This window comes from Corynebacterium sp. LaCa117 (genome assembly GCF_046717765.1).
Taxonomy (GTDB): domain Bacteria; phylum Actinomycetota; class Actinomycetes; order Mycobacteriales; family Mycobacteriaceae; genus Corynebacterium; species Corynebacterium kefirresidentii.
Genome location: NZ_CP177102.1, coordinates 1,844,710 through 1,862,003 on the forward strand (window position 1 = coordinate 1,844,710; position 17,294 = coordinate 1,862,003).

Genomic DNA, 17,294 nt, shown 5'->3' on the forward strand with positions numbered 1-17,294 from the left:
CAAGCGGGACTTATTGAGGTTGCGCGTTGAGGGACTTCCACCAGGCGCGCACCAAGTAGCCCTTTTCTGCCGCCCAAGCCCACGCCAAGCTGAAGGTCGCCAGCGCGGTAGCGATAAGAAAATATACCTGTTCCATGGTTACGGTGCCCAGCGCAATATCGCGCATGCCGAACCCGAAGAGGAAAGCAAACATCGTGGCCGAGACCGGGAGCAGGCCGGTAAGCGCTGCGGGGCGCCAGGCACTAAAAAATAGGCCACAGGCCATGCCAAAGCGTACGGCTGCGCCTTCCATCAGCAGGTTGGCTCGTTCCGGATCCGCCGTGGGATCTAGAACCTTTCCTTCCCCACCCAACGGTACAAGCCCGGAGGAATGGACGATGAGCACTACTGCCCAGAGTGCAAAGATGGCGCCCATGAGCACCATGGCGGCACGCGCAACCGTCAGGTTGGCTTGGCGAGCGCTCGAGGTGCGCCGCCATTCCGGCTCCACGCCGGCCAAGATGACATCGGAGAGATCCGTTGGTGGCGCCATACCGGATTCCGCAGGCTCCACAAAACGCAATGATCGCGAAAGCGCGGCCGCCTTATCGCGAAAGGCGCGGCATTCGGCGCAGCTTTCCAAGTGCGCATCGATTACGTCCTCTGCCAGATCTGAGTGCTCACCATCCAGCTGCGCAGAAATCGCCGCTTGGACTTGGCTATGCGTCAACATTGCTGAGCACCCCGTCCATGCTGGCTCGACCGGAGCCAAAAATCACGATCATCAATAAGGACATCAGCAATACCAGTGGGTATTCGATTCCGCCTTCGGCAGCAAAAAGACCATGTCCCAAATGCACAAAGTACAGTGCGCACCCCATCAGCAGGGCGAGCGCGCCGGCCACAAAGGTGGTGAGCAAACCGACGACGAGGAAGGCGCCTCCAACCATCTCCCCGATGGCGGCGATATAGCCGGAAAGTTGTGGCTGCGGCACCCCAAGGGCGGAAAATTGCCCCACGGTTTCGTCCATGCCGGTCATAAACATCTTATCCACGCCGTGTGCGATGAAGATTAATCCGAGGACCGCTCGAAAAATAAGCAAAGCGGCATCGCGTACGGCAGGTCTATTCATGCTGAACAGATTACCCTGAACCCCTCACCCGATGCGAAGGCAATGGCCTACGCCCATACTGCTGGGGATTTCGCCCTTTGCCGGGGAAGGAACGGCATATAGTGACGCGGACTGTTTCAATGGTAACCACGCAGAAAGATTAAAGGAGAACACCATGAGCAAACCAGCTACGCAGTCCGAAGAGCGCACCGCCTTAGTCTATGACGATGATGGACTTGGCCGCCCGCCTTGGGCAATGTCCTCGCCGATGTTGAAGGAGTATTACGACACCGAATGGGGCCTGCCTATTTTTGATGAAGCAGCTCTTTATGAGCGTTTGAGCCTCGAGTCTTTCCAGTCCGGGCTTTCCTGGGCGGTGGTTTTGAAAAAGCGCGAGTCCTTCCGCGCGGCCTTTTGCGACTTCGATCCTGAAAAAGTCGCTCATTTTACCGAAGCGGATGTTGAGCGATTGCTTGGCGACGCCTCCATTATTCGCAACGAGACCAAAATCCGCGCCGCCATCACTAATGCCAAAGCCACCATCGCCCTACGTGAAGAGGGCGGGCTGGCGGAGTTCATCTGGTCCTTCCAACCGCCGGAGAACCTCTACCCCACCGCAATGGAAGATATTCCGAAAAAGAGCTACGAATCCAAGTTGATGTCACGCGAGCTCAAGAAGAAGGGCTTCCGCTTTGTTGGCCCCGTCACTTGTTTCGCACTCATGGAGGCGATCGGCATGATTGATACCCATCTCATCGGCTCTCACCGCCGCGGAACCTCCGGGGTATGGCACGACAGCGGTGTGCCGCATTATGGCCTAGCGCAGGAATACAACGCGCTCACAAACCCGCGGTCGGCGCCTTCCACTGAACTCCGGAACGCGGCCTGCTAAGCCGGCACCAGTTCCTATCCAGCGCGACGGGCTGCTAGGTCATCGCGCCGGCTATAGCCGTCGGGCCCGGCGTGAGGGCCATCAAAATCGCCGTCTTCCCCATCGTTATAGCGCAGCGGAAGGTGCACAAAGTCAGGGCTTTCGTCATCGATCTCCACGATCACAGCGCCTGGGCGGCGCAAGTTGCGCGGAATCTTCAAAGCTTCATCCTCGGCGTTGCGCACGCCCAGACGGGCGCGGCGCAAGTGGCGCACACGGCGGCGCATCAGGGCTCGTTCCTGACGAACCTGAGCGCGAAGAGCCATCAGATAGACAACTGTGAGCACACCGGCCACCGCAGCCAACCACCAGGTCCAGCCGCCGGCCACGATCCCCAGTGCCACCGTGAGTACCACGGCCACGGCTAGGCCCAGCAGGGTGCGCTGACGGCGCTGGTAACGAGTAACAGACTTTTCCTTTTCTGCTACCGGATCCCAGCCGCCACGGCCCATGCGACGCTGCGCGAATTCCACCTCATCCTCGGACAGGTTGGTATCCATACCGGCGTCGTCTGCTGCAGCGGTTTCCATGAGTTCGCCAGAGTCCTCGGCCTCTGCCTTGTCCACGGATACCGGCTCAGCGTTAGCCGCGCCTTCCGAATCGGCAGAATCCTTCTCAGCGACCTCGGCCTTATCTACGGCACCGGGGTACATAAGGTCCACCGGCGAGGTATAAGTCTCGTCGTAGTCATAGGCATCACTCGCCACGGTAGAGACCGCGGGAGCGCTAAAGACCTCTGCCTCGGCGGCAGCAATATCGGTAGAGTCATCTTTTGCGGCCTGGTCTGCGGCGTCTTCCTCGTCCTCAAGAAGTACGTCATCGGCATCATCGAATTCGGTGTCGTCACCCACTTCCGCCGTATCAGCGTGCTGGGAGGCTGGGACCGCGACTGCTTGGGGCTCAACTGCAGGATCGTCGCCTTCTACAGTCGCTTCCTCGACCAGTTCGCCGTCGATAGTTTCTGCTTCTGGCTGAGTGTCCTCACCAGCTGCGGAGGAAGACGCCGCAGAAAACGCACGGCTGCCGGTACCGAAAGGTTGGGACTTAGCGCGGCGGGCAGCACCGGCAATAGTCACGGAGCGCGAAGAGGGCTTAGTAGCCTCGGCATCCGGTTCATCCACGCGGGTGTCTGCGGCCTCTACTACTTCATAGTCCGCCTCGTCCTGGTCCTCGCGGCGGTGCACATCATCGGCACGCAGGCGTGGACGCCGGCGGCCAGGGACTTTGCCAGAATCTCCTTCAAAAAGGACGCGAGTATCTTCAAAGGCCTCACCAGTATGGCTCATTGGGCGGTTATTCCTGCCCAGAATCCATGGTGCGAGGACGAAGAGCCACACCACGATGATCGCGATAACCGGCACAGCTGTCGACACGAAAAGGACCTTCCCCTTGAATACAGATGATTACTCCACTCTAAACGGTGAAACCGCACCATAGCACCCCAAATTCCCACAAATTACAATGTTGTGACTTCTGTGAAAATTGAGGTCGATATCCCAGCAACTGTGGAGCTATTTCACGCCAACCGGCCAGCCTGGCGCAGGCGCTCGACAGCCGTGGAGGCATAGTCTTCTTTGACTAAAGCCACGTAATGGTGGTCCTGCCAGGCACCGTCTATATGCAGATTGCGACGCAAGTATCCCTCGTGTCGAAAGCCATTGGCGGCTAAGACGCGACCAGAGGCAGGATTGCTCTCTAGATAGGTAGCGGTCACCCGGTGTAGGCCCACCCGTCCAAAGGCGTGGTCCACGCCTAAGGCGGTGGCAGCCGTAGCCACCCCGGCGCCGTGGATCGCGGAATAAACCCAGTAACCAATCCAGCAATCGCGAATGCTGCCATGCTGAATATTCCCCAAGGTGATTTGGCCTACGAATTGACCCTCCACTTCAATGACGAGTGGGACCACCAGTGCTTCACGGGCGGCGGTACGCAGGTACATCAGGTGATTCCACCACGCCTGCTGGCTATGCGCCGCCGCCCAAGGTGCTGCTTGGGTCGGCTCGACTGAGCGGAGGAAGCTTTCATCTTCGATACGTTGGCGCCGCCACTCATGCCCATCAGATCGCAGCAGCGGCCGCAGGCGCATCCGCGCCCCAGAGGGGAAGACAGTAGAAGCGGGAAGCTTAACAAAAGGAGTAGATTCCGGCCATCCCGGATGCATGTCATCCGTGGGGCCGGTAGCGGGAAGGCGGAACCTATCCGCCGCAGTACCGAAGGGATCGAGCATTAGCTACGCTGGGTCAAAAACAACACATCGACCACATCGCCCGGGCGGATTTCCGTTACCTCTTCCGGCACGCGAATCATGGCATTGGCCTCTGAAAGACCGGCCAATAGGTGCGCTGGGGCACCCGCGGCACCGCCCAGCCCTTCCACCAGATAATCCGCGGTTTCCGCATCGCGCATCAAACGAGCGCGGATGAAGCCGCGCCGGCCAGGGCGGGAATCGATGTGGTTCAGCGCGCGGGCACGCACCACACGGCGGTGCGCATTGCGTTTGCCCAGTGCCAAACGAATGAGCGGGCGGATATATACCTCGAAGACCACGAGCGCGGATACGGGATTAGACGGCAGCAAGAAGGTAGGAATGCGTTCCTCGCCCACCAGACCAAACCCCTGGACGGAGCCGGGATGCATGGCAACACGAGAGGTATCGATATCACCGAGGTCATCAAGAATCTCACGGATGGCCTCGGCACCGGCTCCACCAACCGCACCGGAGATGACCAGGACCTCGCTGCGAGCGATGTGCTTTTCCAGCGCTTCGCGGATGCGGCGCGGCTCCCCCTCGGCGATGCCAACGCGATGCACCTCTGCCCCAGCCTCGCGGGCCGCGGCGGCGAGGGAATAAGAGTTGACGTCAAAGACTTGGCCCAGTGCCGGTTCTTGGTCCAAATCAACCAGTTCGCGGCCAAAGGAGATGATGGTGATGCGCGGGCGCGGATAGACCAATACCTTAGAGCGGCCAACCGCGGCCAGCAGGCCGATTTGGGCGGGCCCCAAAACGGTGCCGGAAGATACAGCCACATCGCCAGGTTGGATATCGTCGCCTACCCGGCGAACAAAGTCACCGGAGCGCACCGGGCGATGGGCGGTGACGCGCTTGCGGCCGCGGTCGGTCCACTCGAGGGGCAGGACGGCGTCGGCAAGCGTGGGCAAAGGCGCGCCCGTATACACACGCACGGCTTGCTTGGGCTGCAGGCGCAACGGTTGCTTGGAGCCGGCCGGAACCTCGCCCACCACGGGCAAGGAACGCTCGACCTCCGGTTGCTGGGGTGCCTTCTCTTCTTCCCCCTCCGCAGCCTGCTCCTCCTGCTCCTTGGGTCGGCGTAATCTCAGGCCGCGCTCGCCTCCGATATCAACGGCGCGCACCGCATAGCCGTCGATGGCTGCCTGTGGAAAGCCCGGCAGGGGCTGGTTAGCTTGCACCTCCTCGGCGCACATCAACCCCAGCGCGTTGGAAATACCGATGCGCACCGGCTCCGGCGTGTTCGCCGCATCCGTTACTAGCGCCAACTGGTCATCAACTGAACGCATAAGGTCTATGCCAGCCCTTTCTTCGCTTTCATGTCCTCTGCCCTTGGGAAATCTCCCTAGTTTAGGCCGTACTCATCCTCATACTCGGCCATAATTTGCTTAATCGCTTTATACAGCGTGGGGCCATACTTTTCATCGCGCAGACCAAAATCCACATTGGCGGGGATATACCCACCGGGATTTCCCAAATCATGACGCTTTCCTTGGTGGACTACCACGTGCACGGGCTCGCCTTCCTCGATGAGGAGCTCGATGGCGTCGGTAAGCTGCAGCTCGCCACCCTTGCCTGGCTTAATACGGCGGAGGGCATCAAAAATCTTGCGATCCAATAGGTAGCGACCGGTGGCCACGAGATTAGACGGGGCATCTTCCACCGCCGGCTTTTCCACCATGCCCACGACCTTCTTAACGCCGGGGGCATTGGTATCTTCTACGTCGAAGACGCCGTAGTTATAGGTCTGCTCGCGCGGGACCTCGAAGGCGCACAGCACGCTACCGCCCAAAGCCGCGCGCACGCGAGCCATGTCTGCCATGACGGTGGCAGGCAGCACGATGTCATCTGGAAGCATGACGGCAAAGGAGTCCTCATCCTCGCCCAGCACCTCCTCTGCCAGGCCCACCGCGTGGCCCAAACCCAGGGGCTTTTCCTGCTCCACCGCAACTGGGTGAATGAGCTGATTAGCGCGCTTAACCTTGGCAACCTGCTCGTCCTTCCCGCGGGATTCAAGGGTGTCCACCAGTTCTGGGAAAGCTTCGAAGTGGCGCATGACTTCTTGCTTATCGGGCGCGGTAATCACCGCAAGGCGGCGGGCGCCTACAGAGGCCGCCTCCTCTGCGATGAGTTCGATGCCGGGAGTATCAACAACGGGAAGCAGTTCTTTGGGAACCGTCTTGGTGGCGGGCAAAAATCGGGTGCCCATACCTGCCGCTGGAACTACAACCGTGGTGATTCCGCGGGCGGAATCTTCGCGTTCTATAGCCATGCGTAATAGCGTACAACGCCACATTATTTTCCCGTGCACCGCTACGCCGCGGGGTTATGATTAATTTATGACCTCTTCCATGACTGCTAAGAACGAGCTGCGGGCCCGCTTGGTCCAGGCCCGCCGCGAACTTTCCGCCGAAGACCACGATGCCTTTACCGCTGGCGTGCGTAAGCATCTCGAGTCCGAACTCACCGAGTCCATGACCGTGGCTGCCTACTGGCCTTTGGGTTCGGAGCCGGGCGGCGCCGATTTTGTGCCGTGGCTCAAGGATCATGTCTCCCGCGTATTCTTGCCAATTTCCGGGGAGAATGGCACGTTGACCTTTGCTGAATACCGCGGCAAAGAAGCAATGCGCGAAAGTGCGATGGGGTTGAATGAGCCCCAAGGCCCAAGCTTTGATAGCAGCGTCCTGGCCGAGTGCGATCTGGTACTCGCCCCAGCCATGGCCGTAGATGCCAAGGGCAACCGCATGGGCAAAGGCGGCGGATACTATGACCGCGCACTAGAGCCACTTCCCCACGGCAAGCCACCGGTCTTCGCCATGGTCTACCCCACCGAGCTGCTAGATGAGCTACCTACCGAAGACCACGACCGCAAGGTCGATGCCGTCGTCACCGCTGAGGGCATCACCCGCTTCTAGTTTCCGGGGTACGGGAACCATGAGCGGTTTTGGGCAGTCTAAAAAAGTATGCCCACTTCTCGTTTGCCCCGCCTCGTTTATACACTCCGCACCCCTGGCCACCGCCGCGGCGTAGTAGTGCGCCGCGCCATTGCGGTGGCCCTCCTTATTGCCGCGCTTGTCTCGGCCCTTTCGGCGGCCAAGGAGCTACCGCGCGTGCCCGTTTTTAGCCGCGATCTGCCGGCGGGAGCGGAGCTTGCGCTTGCCGACGTCGACCTAGCCCGGCTTCCTGCCTCCTCCATCCCCGATTCTGCGCTAACGGCAAAGCCAGAAGAACTAAGTGGCCGCGTTATTACCGCCGCCGCCAACAAGGGCGAAGTGATTACCGATGCTCGCCTTCTAGGAGAAGATCTTGTCTCCAGCTTGGTGAGTGGCGCAGGGGCCGAGTCCGGTCGGATGATTCCGGTCAAACTTGCCGAGCCCGATATCATCCCCCATTTGCATCATGGCGATACGGTGGATGTGGTGACCGCAGTTGAGGCGGGGGCGGCTGCCGCAACCCCTACCGCACGCGTTATCGCCTCCGGCGGACGCGTGGTGTCTACCTCCAGCCCGGAAGGCGAGGCTTCCTCGTCGACCGTTTTACTCGCATTGCCCCAGGACCACGCCAATGATGTTGCCGCGGCGTCGTTAAGCCAGCCGCTCACGGTGGTCATAGTTGGTGATCGCGCTCACCCGCAGCAACACTAGACCTTTTCAGCCACAACAGTTGTGGTCAGTTACCGGCTCCATTAAGGTTTCGCAGTGTCCATGGTTTTTACCTACCGTTAGTTATTCCCAGAAAGGTTAGTGCTTATCACCATGCTCAAGGGCTTCAAAGACTTCATTATGCGCGGCAATGTTATCGAACTTGCCACCGCAGTCATCATCGGTTCTGCCTTTACCGCAATCGTCAAATCCGTGACGGATTCTATCATCCAGCCGATCATTAACTCCCTCGGCTCCGCCGAGGTTGGGGCCGTTGGCTTCCAGATCACGGAGGCAAAAAACACCTTTGTGGACTTCGGCGCTGTCATCTCCGCGGCGATCAACTTCCTCATTATCGCCGCAGTAGTCTACTTCCTTATCGTGATGCCGATTAATAAGCTCACCGAGGCCGCTAAGCGCCGCCACGGTGTCGACCCTGAGGCTCCCGCCCCAACCTCCGAGGAGCTCCTGGCAGAAATCCGCGATCTGCTCGAAGCCCAAAATGTCTCTGATACGGACATCCCGGGAACCGGCACTAGCCATTCCTCCCACGCCGCAGAGGACGCAGACTACGGTTCCACCGGCGGCGGCCGCCACCAGGCCAAGTAGCCTTTCGCTATACGCCTGTCGCTGTTCGCAGCACAAAGCCCGCGGTTTCGCTTCCGAGGAAGTAGAAACCGCGGGCTTTTATCTATCCCTTTACTGAGTGCGTGATTGTACTCTTCTCCTTCGCACTAGCCGCCATAGTGTGGGGGCTGGTTCTCGCGGTAGAACTGCTCATCGCGCTGACCAGACTCCCCTTCTGCTGCGGTGGCCGATTCCGCGTCATCAACGTTAACAATCCGATCCTCATCGACCCCGTGGGCAGCCGATGTGCTGGGATTATCAGCACTACGGTCATAATCGGCAGCTTCCGATTGACGGAAGACTCGCCGGCGATTTTTCCGGAACGTCATAGACTATGCCTTGTGATTACTGAACGCTGGATTGTTGCAGCTGCTCAATGAGGTGATGCACCAGCGGTGCCAAGGTAGCCATGCCATCGCGAACCGCAGCGCGCGACGAGGCAAGGTTGACCACTACAGTCGAACCAGAAACGCCCGACAAGCCGCGGGACGTGCAAGCATCCACCGCGCCGCAGGCTTGGCCGGAAGAACGCAGCGCCTGGGCCACGCCCGGAACCATCTTGTCAATGACGGAGCGGGTAGCCTCCGGGGTCTTGTCGCGCGGGCCTACACCGGTACCACCCACGGTCAGCACCAAGTCCACGCCACCGACCACGGCGGTCTCAATGGCCTGGCGAATCTTGGACTTCTTGGAACGCACCACGATGGCGCCATCGACACGGAAATTAGCCTCCGCGAGCAACTCATTGACCAACTGAGAGGTGCTATCGGATTGCTCCCCAGGGTGATCGGTGACTATAACGATGAGAGCGCGGCGCGGGGCGGCTAGGCTATCCTCCTGCTCGCTCGCTAGCAGGAAGGCATCATCGGGTTCGGCAACATCCATCAAGGAATCGTGCTTGCCTTCGCCCTCCGGTCGCCCGGAGTCGGTCAAGTCCTGCTGCAAATCTGGCATTATTCTCCTTAAATTAAGGCAGTAGGGCCTTTCGGCGGTGTGAGGTACGGTGCATTCAGCACCTCATGAGGTCTTGCACAGTAATTTACTCGCCTGAGAGGGTTACCTCTACCTGACGAGGCTCATCCGAGTCTTCGCGGGTAACCTCCAAGGTCACTGTCGCGCCAAAATCTTGCGACCGCGCCGCCGCAATCAAAGCATCGGCGTTTTCAATCAAGCGATCATTGACGCGGGTGACGATGTCACCTTCCTTCAGGCCCGCCTTATCTGCTGGGCCACCTGGCTCAACCCCGGCGATACGGGCACCATTGCCGTCGTCACGCGCCAGCACCTTCACGCCTAGGGTCGGGTGAGTGACCTTGCCATCATTAATGAGCTCGTCCGCCATGCGCTTGGCAAAGTTCGACGGGATGGCAAAGCCCAGTCCGATGGATCCGCCCTCCCCGGTGGAATTACTGGACAGCGAAGCAATCATGGAGTTCATGCCCACGATATTTCCGTCCCGGTCCACCAGTGGACCGCCGGAGTTGCCCGGGTTGACCGCGGCATCAGTCTGAATGGCGTCAATCAAGGAAGACTCGCCGCCTTCTTGAGAGGCGCGCACCGGGCGGTTTTTGGCAGAAACGATACCGGAAGTCACGGTCGCATTAAGGCCCAGAGGAGAGCCCACGGCCACAACCTCTTGCCCCACGGCGACGGAATCAGAATCACCGAACTGCAAGAACGGCAGGTCTTTGACATCCTTTATCTTCACAATGGCAACGTCAGTATTCGCATCGGAAGCCACCACGTCAGCGTCATGCTTGCTGCCGTCGTTCATGGTCACCTGCATCATGCCGCCGTGCTCAGCGCCTGCGACAACGTGGTGATTAGTCAACACGTAGCCGTCCGGGGAGATAACGGAACCGGAGCCTTCTGCCCCGCCCGTCCGAGTCATCGTCTGGATAGAAACCACCGCCGGCAAAACCTTGGAGGCTACCTCTTCAACGGAGCCCTTTTCTGGTTCTTTGCCGGTGCTGTTATTGGCCGGCTGGGCCTTGAGCGCCTCATTGACCACTGACGTATCGTTGTTGCCTCCCCCAGAATTCATACCGACCACGGCTCCAGCGATTGAACCCGCGGCGATTGCGGCTACGGCAGCCAAGGCAGTTGCGGCGCCGAGGCCAATCTTTTTCTTTTGTTCCGGTTGCGGGGGCAGCGGGGTAACCATCGGACCTTCCTGGCCCTGAGTATTAAAGCTTTGGGTCTGCGGGCCCTGCGGGTACGGCGCCTGTGAACCTAGCGCGCTGGGATCAGCTCCTTCTGCACCGCCGCGCGGCTGGTTCCAGCCTTGTGAATACGAGCCAGTCCCATATTCCTGCGCGCCGGCGTCGCTGCTATAGGGGCCGGCGGTGCCAGCGTTTGCGTTTGGTTGCCCGGTGTCTCCAAAGTTCGGACCACCGTGTACCGGCTCGGCCTTACCCGGCCCTTCTTGGGACGCTCCCTCCGGGAAGGAACCATCAAAGCCGCGGTAATCGTCATTCCTCATGTTCATGAGAAAACTATGCCTCACTTCGCTTGGTCAAGACTGTTACTGATCTGCCAACCTACTAGGAATTCCTGAAAGGTAGCTGTATGCGATCACCAGTATAAAGGGCCGCAGACTACCCTTGGTTAAACCAGCGTTGAGCAAAGATTTCACCGCGATCGCTGGGATCTTCATTGCCGCCCGGCTGCCCCTCATGCGGCTCTGCCAAACCATCGACAAAGATTTCTCCGGACACGGGCTTTCCCGGCAGGACTACTTCCATGCGCGTGCCACCATCATTGGACTCACGGATCTTAATGGTGCCGTCGTGGCGCTCAATCACCGATTTCACGATAGCCAGGCCCAAACCAGAGCCAGGCATAGAACGCGCCTCTGCCGAACGGTAGAAGCGCTCGAAAACCTTCTCCCGCTCCTCCGGCGCAATGCCTGGACCGGAGTCATCAAAGCGCAGGCGCACCTCGTGGGAAGATAGCTGTTCCATGGACACGCGTACCGTGCCAGTAGCCGGCGACCACTTAGCCGCATTGTCCATCAGATTCAACGTAGCGCGGCCCAATGCGAAGGGGTCACCATCCAGCTCCCACGGGATAAAGCGCACCAGAAATTCCACGTCCGGGCGGCGGCGACGGGCACGCTCTAAGGAAGACATCATGACCTCGCACAGGTCCACCGGTTCCGGTTCTCGTTCGTTGCCATCCTCGCGTGCTAAGTCAACGAGGTCACCAATCAAGGTGGAGAGTTCGTTCATCTGGGACATGACGTCATCTTCAAGGTCCTTGCGGTCCTCATCGCTCATGCCAAAGCCGCCACCGGCGCGATTAAGCATCATCAAAAGCTCAATATTGGTACGCATTGAGGTCAACGGCGTCTTCAGCTCGTGCCCGGCATCGGCGACGAACTGGGCCTGCTGCGACCGAGATTCTTGCAGCGCCTCCAGCATCTGGTTAAAGGATGTGGTCAGCTGAGCCATCTCGTCATTATTGGATACTTCGATGGGGCGCAGATCATTGGTCTGCGTCACGTAATCCACTGCGCGTTTCAAGCGCGCAATGGGTTGCATGCCGGTTTTTGACACGATGAGACCAGCAAAGATGGCGAGCAAAATGCCAAGCGCAACAATAATCAGCAAAACCGTGCCGAGGATGGCGATGAATTCTTGGGTCGGAGCCAGAGATTGCGCAACGATAACGGTAGAGCCTAGATCGTGGCGTTTGGCCAGAATACGCTCGCCGCCGACCGTACGCACGGAGGTATCTGTATAGTCTTCCGTCCGATGGAAGTCTCCACCGAGGGGAATAGTATCGCCATAAGACAAGCTCGTGGAGGGCGGCGATAAGGAAACGCGCGTATCAGGGTTATAGGACTTAAATTCGTCAATTTCCTGATCCACGTTGTCGATAAACCGCGGGTCCTGGCTCTTGCGCAACAAGGCATCCGCTTTGGCCTCCAAGCGGTCATCTACGGAGGCAGTCAGGGACATAGATACTACCCAGTACGTTGCCAAGGTCATTACGGCAACGGCTACGGCCACCACAAGGCCAGTAACAGTAGCAAGGCGCCACCGCAGTGGCGCCCGTGAAGCCCAGCTCCCTTGGCTTTCAGAGAACTCAGTAAGAGGTGTGGGCTGTGCTTTCCCGGAAGCCACTGCAGGGGAAGCGGGCTTCCTTAAGATCACGGATGAGACTCCCTCAAGACATAACCAACGCCACGGACAGTGTGGATAAGACGCGAATCGCCGTCTCCCTCCGTCTTCTTACGCAGGTAGCCAATATAGACCTCGAGCGCATTGCCAGAGGTAGGGAAATCATAGCCCCATACCTCCTCCAGAATCTTGCTACGAGAAAGCACCTTGCGGGGATTTTCCATAAGGAGCTGCAGTAGGGAAAATTCGGTACGCGTCAAAGAAATTGCACGACCGCCGCGGCTTACTTCACGAGTATCAGCATCGAGTTCTAGGTCTTCGAAGCTAAGCTTGCTCTCCACCGGAGCCTCAGCAGCGATGGAATCTGCGGAAGCGCGGCGAACCAGGGAACGCACGCGCGCCAAGAGTTCTTCCAGTGCGAATGGCTTTGGTAAGTAATCATCGGCGCCAGCATCGAGACCAGCTACGCGGTCCGATACGCCATCGCGGGCAGTCAGCACGAGAATCGGACGGTCCCAGCCTTCACCACGCAGGGTGCGGCACACCTCAAGTCCATCCATGTTTGGCATCATGACGTCCAGAATCAGCAATTCTGGATTCTCAGAGCGCACCGTCTCTACTGCCTCTAAGCCGTCGTTAGCAGTCAGCACATCGTAGCCGTTGAAACGTAGGGAACGGCGTAGCGATTCACGGACGGGTTGTTCATCATCCACCACAAGGATTTTCATGATCCTAATTATTACTGATGAAAGGCAACTTCATGAAGTTATGAGAAATATTTACCCCCATAGCCCCCCAAATAATACTTAAGATAGCAAAAATCCCCGCTCAACCCTCCTACAGAGAGCGAACGGGGAAAGTGCGAAACGAGCTTAGAACTGCTCTACGTCAACCAGGCCCAGCTTGGCAGCCTTGACCAAGCGGCGCGGGATGCGGACGGTCTGGCCGTCGATGGTGACTTCCTGGAGGGCCACGTTGTCAGCCTTCCACTGGGAACGACGTGCGTGAGTGTTCGCACGGGACTTCTTAAACTTAGGAGTTGCCATTTTCTACTCTCCTCCTTACGCGTTCTTCTTCTTGCGGCGAGCCATGCCACCGAAGCGCTGGTTGAAGCGCTCGACGCGGCCGGCGGTATCCATAACGCGCTGTGCACCAGTCCAGAACGGGTGGGACTCAGCGGTAACGTCAACAACGATCAGTGGGTACTCGTTGCCATCTTCCCACTCCACGGTGCGGTCGGAGGAAGCGGTGGACTTAGTCAAAAAGGAGTGACCGGTACCAGCATCACGGAAGACTACCGGGTGGTAATCCGGGTGAATATCTTTCTTCATATATATTCCCTCAGGGTTGGACTACGGGTCGGTTCCACTCACTTATGGAGCGGATCGTGCCCGAGTTGGGACGTACAAATTTCACTCTGCTAACCACGTGCCGTGCGGCACGGGTCAACAACCTGAATTATCCTACAGTCAACTACCCCAGATGCGAAATCCCCTCCCCGCTCCGACCACTCATTTCACACCAGTTTCTTGTATTACGCATGGCGGCACGCCACAGCCAAATGCCACCCCACAACCACAAACAGCCCCACTGACCACAGCAAGGTAGCGATTAGGTAATTCGCGCCCAAGGCTGTAAGATTTTCCCTTGCTGTTGTCAAAATATACGTTTTACGCCCCGTCTACTGGCGTTCGACGATGGCGCCGCACCCGCTCACACCTCACTTATGAGCACTGCCACCCTCACTCGGCAGTCGGCGTTTCATTGTCCATAGCCATGATGTGGGCGGCTAGGAGAAAGAAGACCCATGTCGGCTATTTGCCAGGTAACGGGCCGCAAGCCGGAATTCGGCAAGCAGGTCTCGCACTCGCACCGCCGCACTTCGCGCCGTTGGAACCCCAACGTGCAGCGTCGTCGCTACTACCTGCCCTCTGAGGGCCGTACCATCACCCTGAATGTTTCCACCAAGGGCATGAAGATCATCGACCGCGATGGCATCGAGTCCGTTGTGGCTAAGATTCGCGCACGTGGGGAGAAGATTTAAGTATGGCACGTAACGATATCCGCCCAATCATTAAGCTGAAGTCCACTGCGGGCACCGGTTACACCTACGTGACCCGTAAGAACAAGCGCAACAACCCGGATCGCATCACCTTGAAGAAGTTCGATCCGATTGCCCGCAAGCACGTCGAATTCCGCGAGGAGCGATAATCAATGGCTAAGAAGTCCAAGATCGCTAAGAACGAGCAGCGCAAGGAAATCGTCGCCCGCTATGCGGAGCGTCGCGCTGAGCTCAAGAAGATCATCAAGAACCCGAACACCCCGGATGAGGAGCGCCTGGAGGCTCAGTTCGAGCTGAACCGCCAGCCTCGTGACGCTTCCCCAGCCCGCGTACGTAACCGTGACGCTGCCGATGGCCGCCCACGCGGTTACCTCCGCAAGTTCGGCCTGTCCCGTGTCCGTATGCGCGGCATGGCTCACCGTGGTGAGCTGCCGGGCGTTCGTAAGTCCAGCTGGTAAAGGGGTAATTGCACAATGGCTAATAAGCGCAATAACCAAAAGAAGTTCCGTATGGAGCAGAGCCGTCGCCCGAAGAAGAACCCTTTGAAGGCTGAGGGCATCGAGAAGGTGGACTACAAGGACACCAAGACTCTGCGTCTGTTCATCTCGGATCGTCACAAGATCCGTTCCCGTCGCGTCACCGGTCTGACCCCGCAGCAGCAGCGTCAGGTTGCTACCGCAGTCAAGAACGCACGCGAAATGGCTCTCCTGCCGTTCACCACCCGCTAAACAGTAGCTGGGTATCAACAGCGCACTTTTGCCGCTGGCAAGTGTGACACGGTAAAAGATCCATAGACTATCGCCGCCTCCCTCCTCGAGGGCAGGCGGCGATAGTCGTTTTCTCCCTCTTACTACCGCCTTTAGACCCACATATTCAGCCCACGCGGCCAAGGTGTTAGATTTAAAGCATTCGTGCGCCCCGCAGCCACTGGGGGGAAGCACCGGCTTCGCACTAGTGAAAGGCAGTGAGCTATGGCCCTACACCAATCCCTACTCGATCTCTCCGAGCTTGCCCCGCACTGCCAGTCTCGCGCTACGGCCCGCGGGCTGCTCGCAGAGTCCCAAGATATCTTGCGCAATGCGGTCGCTCACCAAGATAATGAGATTGAATTGGCTCACTGGTATTCCCACTTGTTGGTAGATATCGTTCGCTCCCCTGGGGTCAACTCACCGGTACGCCTTACCGGTGCTGCCGCTCGGGGCGACCAGCTGCCATCTATGCCTGTGGAATGGATTGGCCAGGATTCCGATCTCCAGGAAGTCTTTTCTGATGTCGGCCTCCAGGCTCACGAGGCCGCCGATTCGATTGCCGCGCGCGTCGATGCCGGCCTTCCCCTGGGAAACGGCGGAGAACAAGCGCTCCTAGAAGAAGCTTTGACCAAACGCCCGCCTACGCTGAAAATGGTGGACGGCCTGCCGGACCGCGATGCAGCTGTGGACATCAAGGCGACACTGCTCTCCCCCATTGCAGCTATCGCTCGCTGGGCGGCGCCGGGGCCTCGCCCGACGGTAGATCGCCTGGCGATTGGCGTTGAGCGCGCTGTCCTCACCGCCACCGACGCAGAGTCTTTGGATCTAGCGTGGCGTACCGGCTATGCATTAGAGTTGCGCCGTTGGTACGAGCGCGTCAGTGACCGCCCAGCCACGCTGCGGGATCTTCCGCCGTTGGATCGCACTGCTTATGGCTCGGCGTGCCGTATTGTCTCGGCCGTGTTTGAGTCCATTACGCAGCGGGCAGAAGAATATAAATAGTCCCTAAGGTGCGGATTCGGAAGCAGTACCTAGTCGGGCATAAGATTGTACAGTTGGTAATTAAAAGCAATTTCTTCTTGTGAAAGGAGGCGTCCCACCGCATGGCAGGCACTGTCGGTAGGCCGCGTAAACACAGCCCGCGGCGCAGGGGAAACAGCGCCCGAGAGGAGATCTTGGACGCCTCCTCCGAGCTTTTCACTACTCAAGGGTTTGCTACTACATCCACGCACCAGATTGCAGATGCGGTTGGCATCCGCCAGGCCTCGCTGTATTACCATTTCCCGTCCAAGACGGAGATTTTCCTTACGCTGCTCAATTCCACCATCGAACCATCCTTGGAGTTGGCCGATGAGTTGGCCGGCACTGATGCCGATCCGGCTCAACGCCTGTGGTCTTTGGTCGCCGCGGAATCACGTCTATTGCTCACCAGCGGCTGGAACGTGGGGCGCCTATATCAGCTGCCGGTGGCTAATTCTCCGGAGTTTTCCGAATACCACGAATCGCGCGACCGCCTGCAGAATCATTTCCGCTCTACCGCAACCGCCATTGTGGGCGAGGAGGATCCCCGCGTGGAGCTTCCCTTCCACATTGCGCTATCCGTCATCGAAATGCGGCCCAATAACGGCACCCCGCCGTTCGACGCTTCCCAGTCGGTGCCGGAGACGGCCGCTATGCTTGCCGACGCCGCCTTAGCCGTCCTCGGCGCCTCCGTTCCCGATAACGCCGAGGAAACTACCCTCGAGCTTTTGAAGAATCGCAACGACTCCATCTCCGCAGCCGCCGCAGCAGCGGCCGACCGCAAGAAGAAGTCGCGCTAAC

General features: G+C 58.7%; 23 protein-coding genes. 10 read left to right on the forward strand and 13 right to left on the reverse strand.

The annotated features are described in order from the left end of the window. Positions 1 to 10 precede the first annotated feature (10 nt). Both ACLI1L_RS09005 and ACLI1L_RS09010 read right to left on the reverse strand, forming a co-directional pair. Positions 11 to 712 (reverse strand): zf-HC2 domain-containing protein, encoded by a 702-nt coding sequence (locus ACLI1L_RS09005; RefSeq protein ID WP_411707393.1) that lies wholly within the window; start codon positions 710 to 712, stop codon positions 11 to 13. Further along, on the reverse strand, positions 699 to 1,112 hold the full coding sequence (locus ACLI1L_RS09010) for a DoxX family protein (protein ID WP_023021964.1): 414 nt from the start codon (positions 1,110 to 1,112) through the stop codon (positions 699 to 701). The genes ACLI1L_RS09005 and ACLI1L_RS09010 overlap by 14 nt, the downstream gene beginning before the upstream one ends. A 154-nt stretch (positions 1,113 to 1,266) precedes the next feature. On the opposite strand from ACLI1L_RS09010, the gene ACLI1L_RS09015 reads away from it, so the two are divergent. Then, entirely contained in the window at positions 1,267 to 1,983 is a 717-nt protein-coding gene (locus ACLI1L_RS09015; RefSeq protein WP_411707394.1) for a DNA-3-methyladenine glycosylase I, read from the forward strand. A 14-nt stretch (positions 1,984 to 1,997) separates the two neighbouring features. Here the strand turns inward: ACLI1L_RS09015 and glpR are convergent, their stop codons facing one another. The 4 genes from glpR to ACLI1L_RS09035 form a co-directional block, all read right to left on the reverse strand. After that, positions 1,998 to 3,395, reverse strand: a complete 1,398-nt coding sequence (gene glpR / locus ACLI1L_RS09020) for a gephyrin-like molybdotransferase receptor GlpR (RefSeq protein ID WP_086588658.1) — start codon at positions 3,393 to 3,395, stop codon at positions 1,998 to 2,000. A gap of 143 nt (positions 3,396 to 3,538) precedes the next feature. Then, complete coding sequence (locus ACLI1L_RS09025) at positions 3,539 to 4,249, reverse strand: GNAT family N-acetyltransferase (RefSeq protein ID WP_086588657.1); 711 nt, start codon at positions 4,247 to 4,249, stop codon at positions 3,539 to 3,541. Further along, the gene (gene glp / locus ACLI1L_RS09030; protein ID WP_023021968.1) at positions 4,249 to 5,559 is read right to left on the reverse strand and encodes a gephyrin-like molybdotransferase Glp; all 1,311 of its coding nucleotides are present in this window, start codon (positions 5,557 to 5,559) and stop codon (positions 4,249 to 4,251) included. The genes ACLI1L_RS09025 and glp overlap by 1 nt, the downstream gene beginning before the upstream one ends. Positions 5,560 to 5,615: 56 nt before the next feature. Continuing rightward, complete coding sequence (locus ACLI1L_RS09035) at positions 5,616 to 6,542, reverse strand: UTP--glucose-1-phosphate uridylyltransferase (RefSeq protein WP_086588656.1); 927 nt, start codon at positions 6,540 to 6,542, stop codon at positions 5,616 to 5,618. Between the two features lie 79 nt (positions 6,543 to 6,621). Between ACLI1L_RS09035 and ACLI1L_RS09040 the strand changes: the two genes are divergently transcribed. The 3 genes from ACLI1L_RS09040 (at position 6,622) to mscL (ending at position 8,520) form a co-directional block, all read left to right on the forward strand. Beyond that, on the forward strand, positions 6,622 to 7,185 hold the full coding sequence (locus ACLI1L_RS09040) for a 5-formyltetrahydrofolate cyclo-ligase (protein ID WP_411707395.1): 564 nt from the start codon (positions 6,622 to 6,624) through the stop codon (positions 7,183 to 7,185). A 48-nt stretch (positions 7,186 to 7,233) separates the two neighbouring features. Beyond that, positions 7,234 to 7,914 carry an SAF domain-containing protein gene (locus tag ACLI1L_RS09045; RefSeq protein WP_244169552.1) on the forward strand — a complete coding sequence of 227 codons (681 nt, stop codon included), beginning with the start codon at positions 7,234 to 7,236 and terminating at the stop codon, positions 7,912 to 7,914. Positions 7,915 to 8,025: 111 nt separating this feature from the next. Beyond that, positions 8,026 to 8,520, forward strand: coding sequence for a large-conductance mechanosensitive channel protein MscL (mscL, locus tag ACLI1L_RS09050; RefSeq protein ID WP_086588684.1), 495 nt, complete (start codon positions 8,026 to 8,028; stop codon positions 8,518 to 8,520). A 125-nt stretch (positions 8,521 to 8,645) separates the two neighbouring features. Here the strand turns inward: mscL and ACLI1L_RS09055 are convergent, their stop codons facing one another. From ACLI1L_RS09055 to ACLI1L_RS09085, 7 genes are all read right to left on the reverse strand, one after another. Continuing rightward, positions 8,646 to 8,867, reverse strand: coding sequence for a hypothetical protein (locus ACLI1L_RS09055; RefSeq protein ID WP_086588654.1), 222 nt, complete (start codon positions 8,865 to 8,867; stop codon positions 8,646 to 8,648). A gap of 16 nt (positions 8,868 to 8,883) precedes the next feature. Further along, positions 8,884 to 9,492: a molybdenum cofactor biosynthesis protein B gene (locus ACLI1L_RS09060; RefSeq protein WP_086588653.1), complete on the reverse strand. Its 609-nt coding sequence runs from the start codon at positions 9,490 to 9,492 to the stop codon at positions 8,884 to 8,886. A gap of 85 nt (positions 9,493 to 9,577) precedes the next feature. Then, positions 9,578 to 11,026, reverse strand: a complete 1,449-nt coding sequence (locus ACLI1L_RS09065) for a S1C family serine protease (RefSeq protein WP_411707396.1) — start codon at positions 11,024 to 11,026, stop codon at positions 9,578 to 9,580. 109 nt (positions 11,027 to 11,135) lie between these two features. Next, on the reverse strand, positions 11,136 to 12,695 hold the full coding sequence (locus tag ACLI1L_RS09070; protein WP_411707397.1) for an ATP-binding protein: 1,560 nt from the start codon (positions 12,693 to 12,695) through the stop codon (positions 11,136 to 11,138). Beyond that, a complete protein-coding gene (locus ACLI1L_RS09075) occupies positions 12,692 to 13,390 on the reverse strand; it encodes a response regulator transcription factor (protein WP_301732755.1) in 699 nt (232 codons plus the stop codon). The genes ACLI1L_RS09070 and ACLI1L_RS09075 overlap by 4 nt, the downstream gene beginning before the upstream one ends. A 144-nt stretch (positions 13,391 to 13,534) precedes the next feature. Continuing rightward, complete coding sequence (gene rpmF / locus ACLI1L_RS09080) at positions 13,535 to 13,708, reverse strand: 50S ribosomal protein L32 (protein ID WP_005279913.1); 174 nt, start codon at positions 13,706 to 13,708, stop codon at positions 13,535 to 13,537. A gap of 15 nt (positions 13,709 to 13,723) precedes the next feature. Then, positions 13,724 to 13,993, reverse strand: a complete 270-nt coding sequence (locus tag ACLI1L_RS09085) for a type B 50S ribosomal protein L31 (protein WP_005323793.1) — start codon at positions 13,991 to 13,993, stop codon at positions 13,724 to 13,726. Positions 13,994 to 14,469: 476 nt separating this feature from the next. Between ACLI1L_RS09085 and rpmB the strand changes: the two genes are divergently transcribed. The 6 genes from rpmB to ACLI1L_RS09115 all read left to right on the forward strand — a co-directional run bounded on the left by rpmB (position 14,470) and on the right by ACLI1L_RS09115 (position 17,293). Further along, positions 14,470 to 14,706, forward strand: coding sequence for a 50S ribosomal protein L28 (gene rpmB / locus ACLI1L_RS09090; RefSeq protein WP_005279911.1), 237 nt, complete (start codon positions 14,470 to 14,472; stop codon positions 14,704 to 14,706). A gap of 2 nt (positions 14,707 to 14,708) precedes the next feature. Further along, positions 14,709 to 14,873 (forward strand): 50S ribosomal protein L33, encoded by a 165-nt coding sequence (gene rpmG, locus ACLI1L_RS09095; protein WP_005279910.1) that lies wholly within the window; start codon positions 14,709 to 14,711, stop codon positions 14,871 to 14,873. A 3-nt stretch (positions 14,874 to 14,876) separates the two neighbouring features. After that, positions 14,877 to 15,182 carry a 30S ribosomal protein S14 gene (gene rpsN, locus ACLI1L_RS09100; protein ID WP_005279906.1) on the forward strand — a complete coding sequence of 102 codons (306 nt, stop codon included), beginning with the start codon at positions 14,877 to 14,879 and terminating at the stop codon, positions 15,180 to 15,182. 15 nt (positions 15,183 to 15,197) lie between these two features. Continuing rightward, the gene (gene rpsR / locus ACLI1L_RS09105) at positions 15,198 to 15,452 is read left to right on the forward strand and encodes a 30S ribosomal protein S18 (RefSeq protein WP_005279904.1); all 255 of its coding nucleotides are present in this window, start codon (positions 15,198 to 15,200) and stop codon (positions 15,450 to 15,452) included. Positions 15,453 to 15,695: 243 nt separating this feature from the next. Continuing rightward, positions 15,696 to 16,475, forward strand: a complete 780-nt coding sequence (locus ACLI1L_RS09110; protein ID WP_394286585.1) for a putative nucleotidyltransferase substrate binding domain-containing protein — start codon at positions 15,696 to 15,698, stop codon at positions 16,473 to 16,475. 101 nt (positions 16,476 to 16,576) lie between these two features. Further along, positions 16,577 to 17,293, forward strand: coding sequence for a TetR/AcrR family transcriptional regulator (locus ACLI1L_RS09115; RefSeq protein WP_086588648.1), 717 nt, complete (start codon positions 16,577 to 16,579; stop codon positions 17,291 to 17,293). Position 17,294 lies beyond the last annotated feature (1 nt).

Bases quoted from the DNA above. Each gene is read 5' to 3' on its own strand.
- ACLI1L_RS09055 (WP_086588654.1), bottom strand. From the start codon at position 8,867: ATGACGTTCCGGAAAAATCGCCGGCGAGTCTTCCGTCAATCGGAAGCT.
- ACLI1L_RS09060 (WP_086588653.1), bottom strand. From the start codon at position 9,492: ATGCCAGATTTGCAGCAGGACTTGACCGACTCCGGGCGACCGGAGGGC.
- ACLI1L_RS09110 (WP_394286585.1), top strand. From the start codon at position 15,696: ATGGCCCTACACCAATCCCTACTCGATCTCTCCGAGCTTGCCCCGCAC.
- ACLI1L_RS09005 (WP_411707393.1), bottom strand. From the start codon at position 712: ATGTTGACGCATAGCCAAGTCCAAGCGGCGATTTCTGCGCAGCTGGAT.
- rpsN (WP_005279906.1), top strand. From the start codon at position 14,877: ATGGCTAAGAAGTCCAAGATCGCTAAGAACGAGCAGCGCAAGGAAATC.
- mscL (WP_086588684.1), top strand. From the start codon at position 8,026: ATGCTCAAGGGCTTCAAAGACTTCATTATGCGCGGCAATGTTATCGAA.
- rpsR (WP_005279904.1), top strand. From the start codon at position 15,198: ATGGCTAATAAGCGCAATAACCAAAAGAAGTTCCGTATGGAGCAGAGC.
- ACLI1L_RS09040 (WP_411707395.1), top strand. From the start codon at position 6,622: ATGACTGCTAAGAACGAGCTGCGGGCCCGCTTGGTCCAGGCCCGCCGC.
- rpmG (WP_005279910.1), top strand. From the start codon at position 14,709: ATGGCACGTAACGATATCCGCCCAATCATTAAGCTGAAGTCCACTGCG.
- ACLI1L_RS09085 (WP_005323793.1), bottom strand. From the start codon at position 13,993: ATGAAGAAAGATATTCACCCGGATTACCACCCGGTAGTCTTCCGTGAT.
- ACLI1L_RS09035 (WP_086588656.1), bottom strand. From the start codon at position 6,542: ATGGCTATAGAACGCGAAGATTCCGCCCGCGGAATCACCACGGTTGTA.
- ACLI1L_RS09025 (WP_086588657.1), bottom strand. From the start codon at position 4,249: ATGCTCGATCCCTTCGGTACTGCGGCGGATAGGTTCCGCCTTCCCGCT.
- ACLI1L_RS09115 (WP_086588648.1), top strand. From the start codon at position 16,577: ATGGCAGGCACTGTCGGTAGGCCGCGTAAACACAGCCCGCGGCGCAGG.
- ACLI1L_RS09065 (WP_411707396.1), bottom strand. From the start codon at position 11,026: ATGAACATGAGGAATGACGATTACCGCGGCTTTGATGGTTCCTTCCCG.
- rpmB (WP_005279911.1), top strand. From the start codon at position 14,470: ATGTCGGCTATTTGCCAGGTAACGGGCCGCAAGCCGGAATTCGGCAAG.
- ACLI1L_RS09015 (WP_411707394.1), top strand. From the start codon at position 1,267: ATGAGCAAACCAGCTACGCAGTCCGAAGAGCGCACCGCCTTAGTCTAT.
- ACLI1L_RS09010 (WP_023021964.1), bottom strand. From the start codon at position 1,112: ATGAATAGACCTGCCGTACGCGATGCCGCTTTGCTTATTTTTCGAGCG.
- glp (WP_023021968.1), bottom strand. From the start codon at position 5,559: ATGCGTTCAGTTGATGACCAGTTGGCGCTAGTAACGGATGCGGCGAAC.
- rpmF (WP_005279913.1), bottom strand. From the start codon at position 13,708: ATGGCAACTCCTAAGTTTAAGAAGTCCCGTGCGAACACTCACGCACGT.
- ACLI1L_RS09045 (WP_244169552.1), top strand. From the start codon at position 7,234: ATGCCCACTTCTCGTTTGCCCCGCCTCGTTTATACACTCCGCACCCCT.
- ACLI1L_RS09075 (WP_301732755.1), bottom strand. From the start codon at position 13,390: ATGAAAATCCTTGTGGTGGATGATGAACAACCCGTCCGTGAATCGCTA.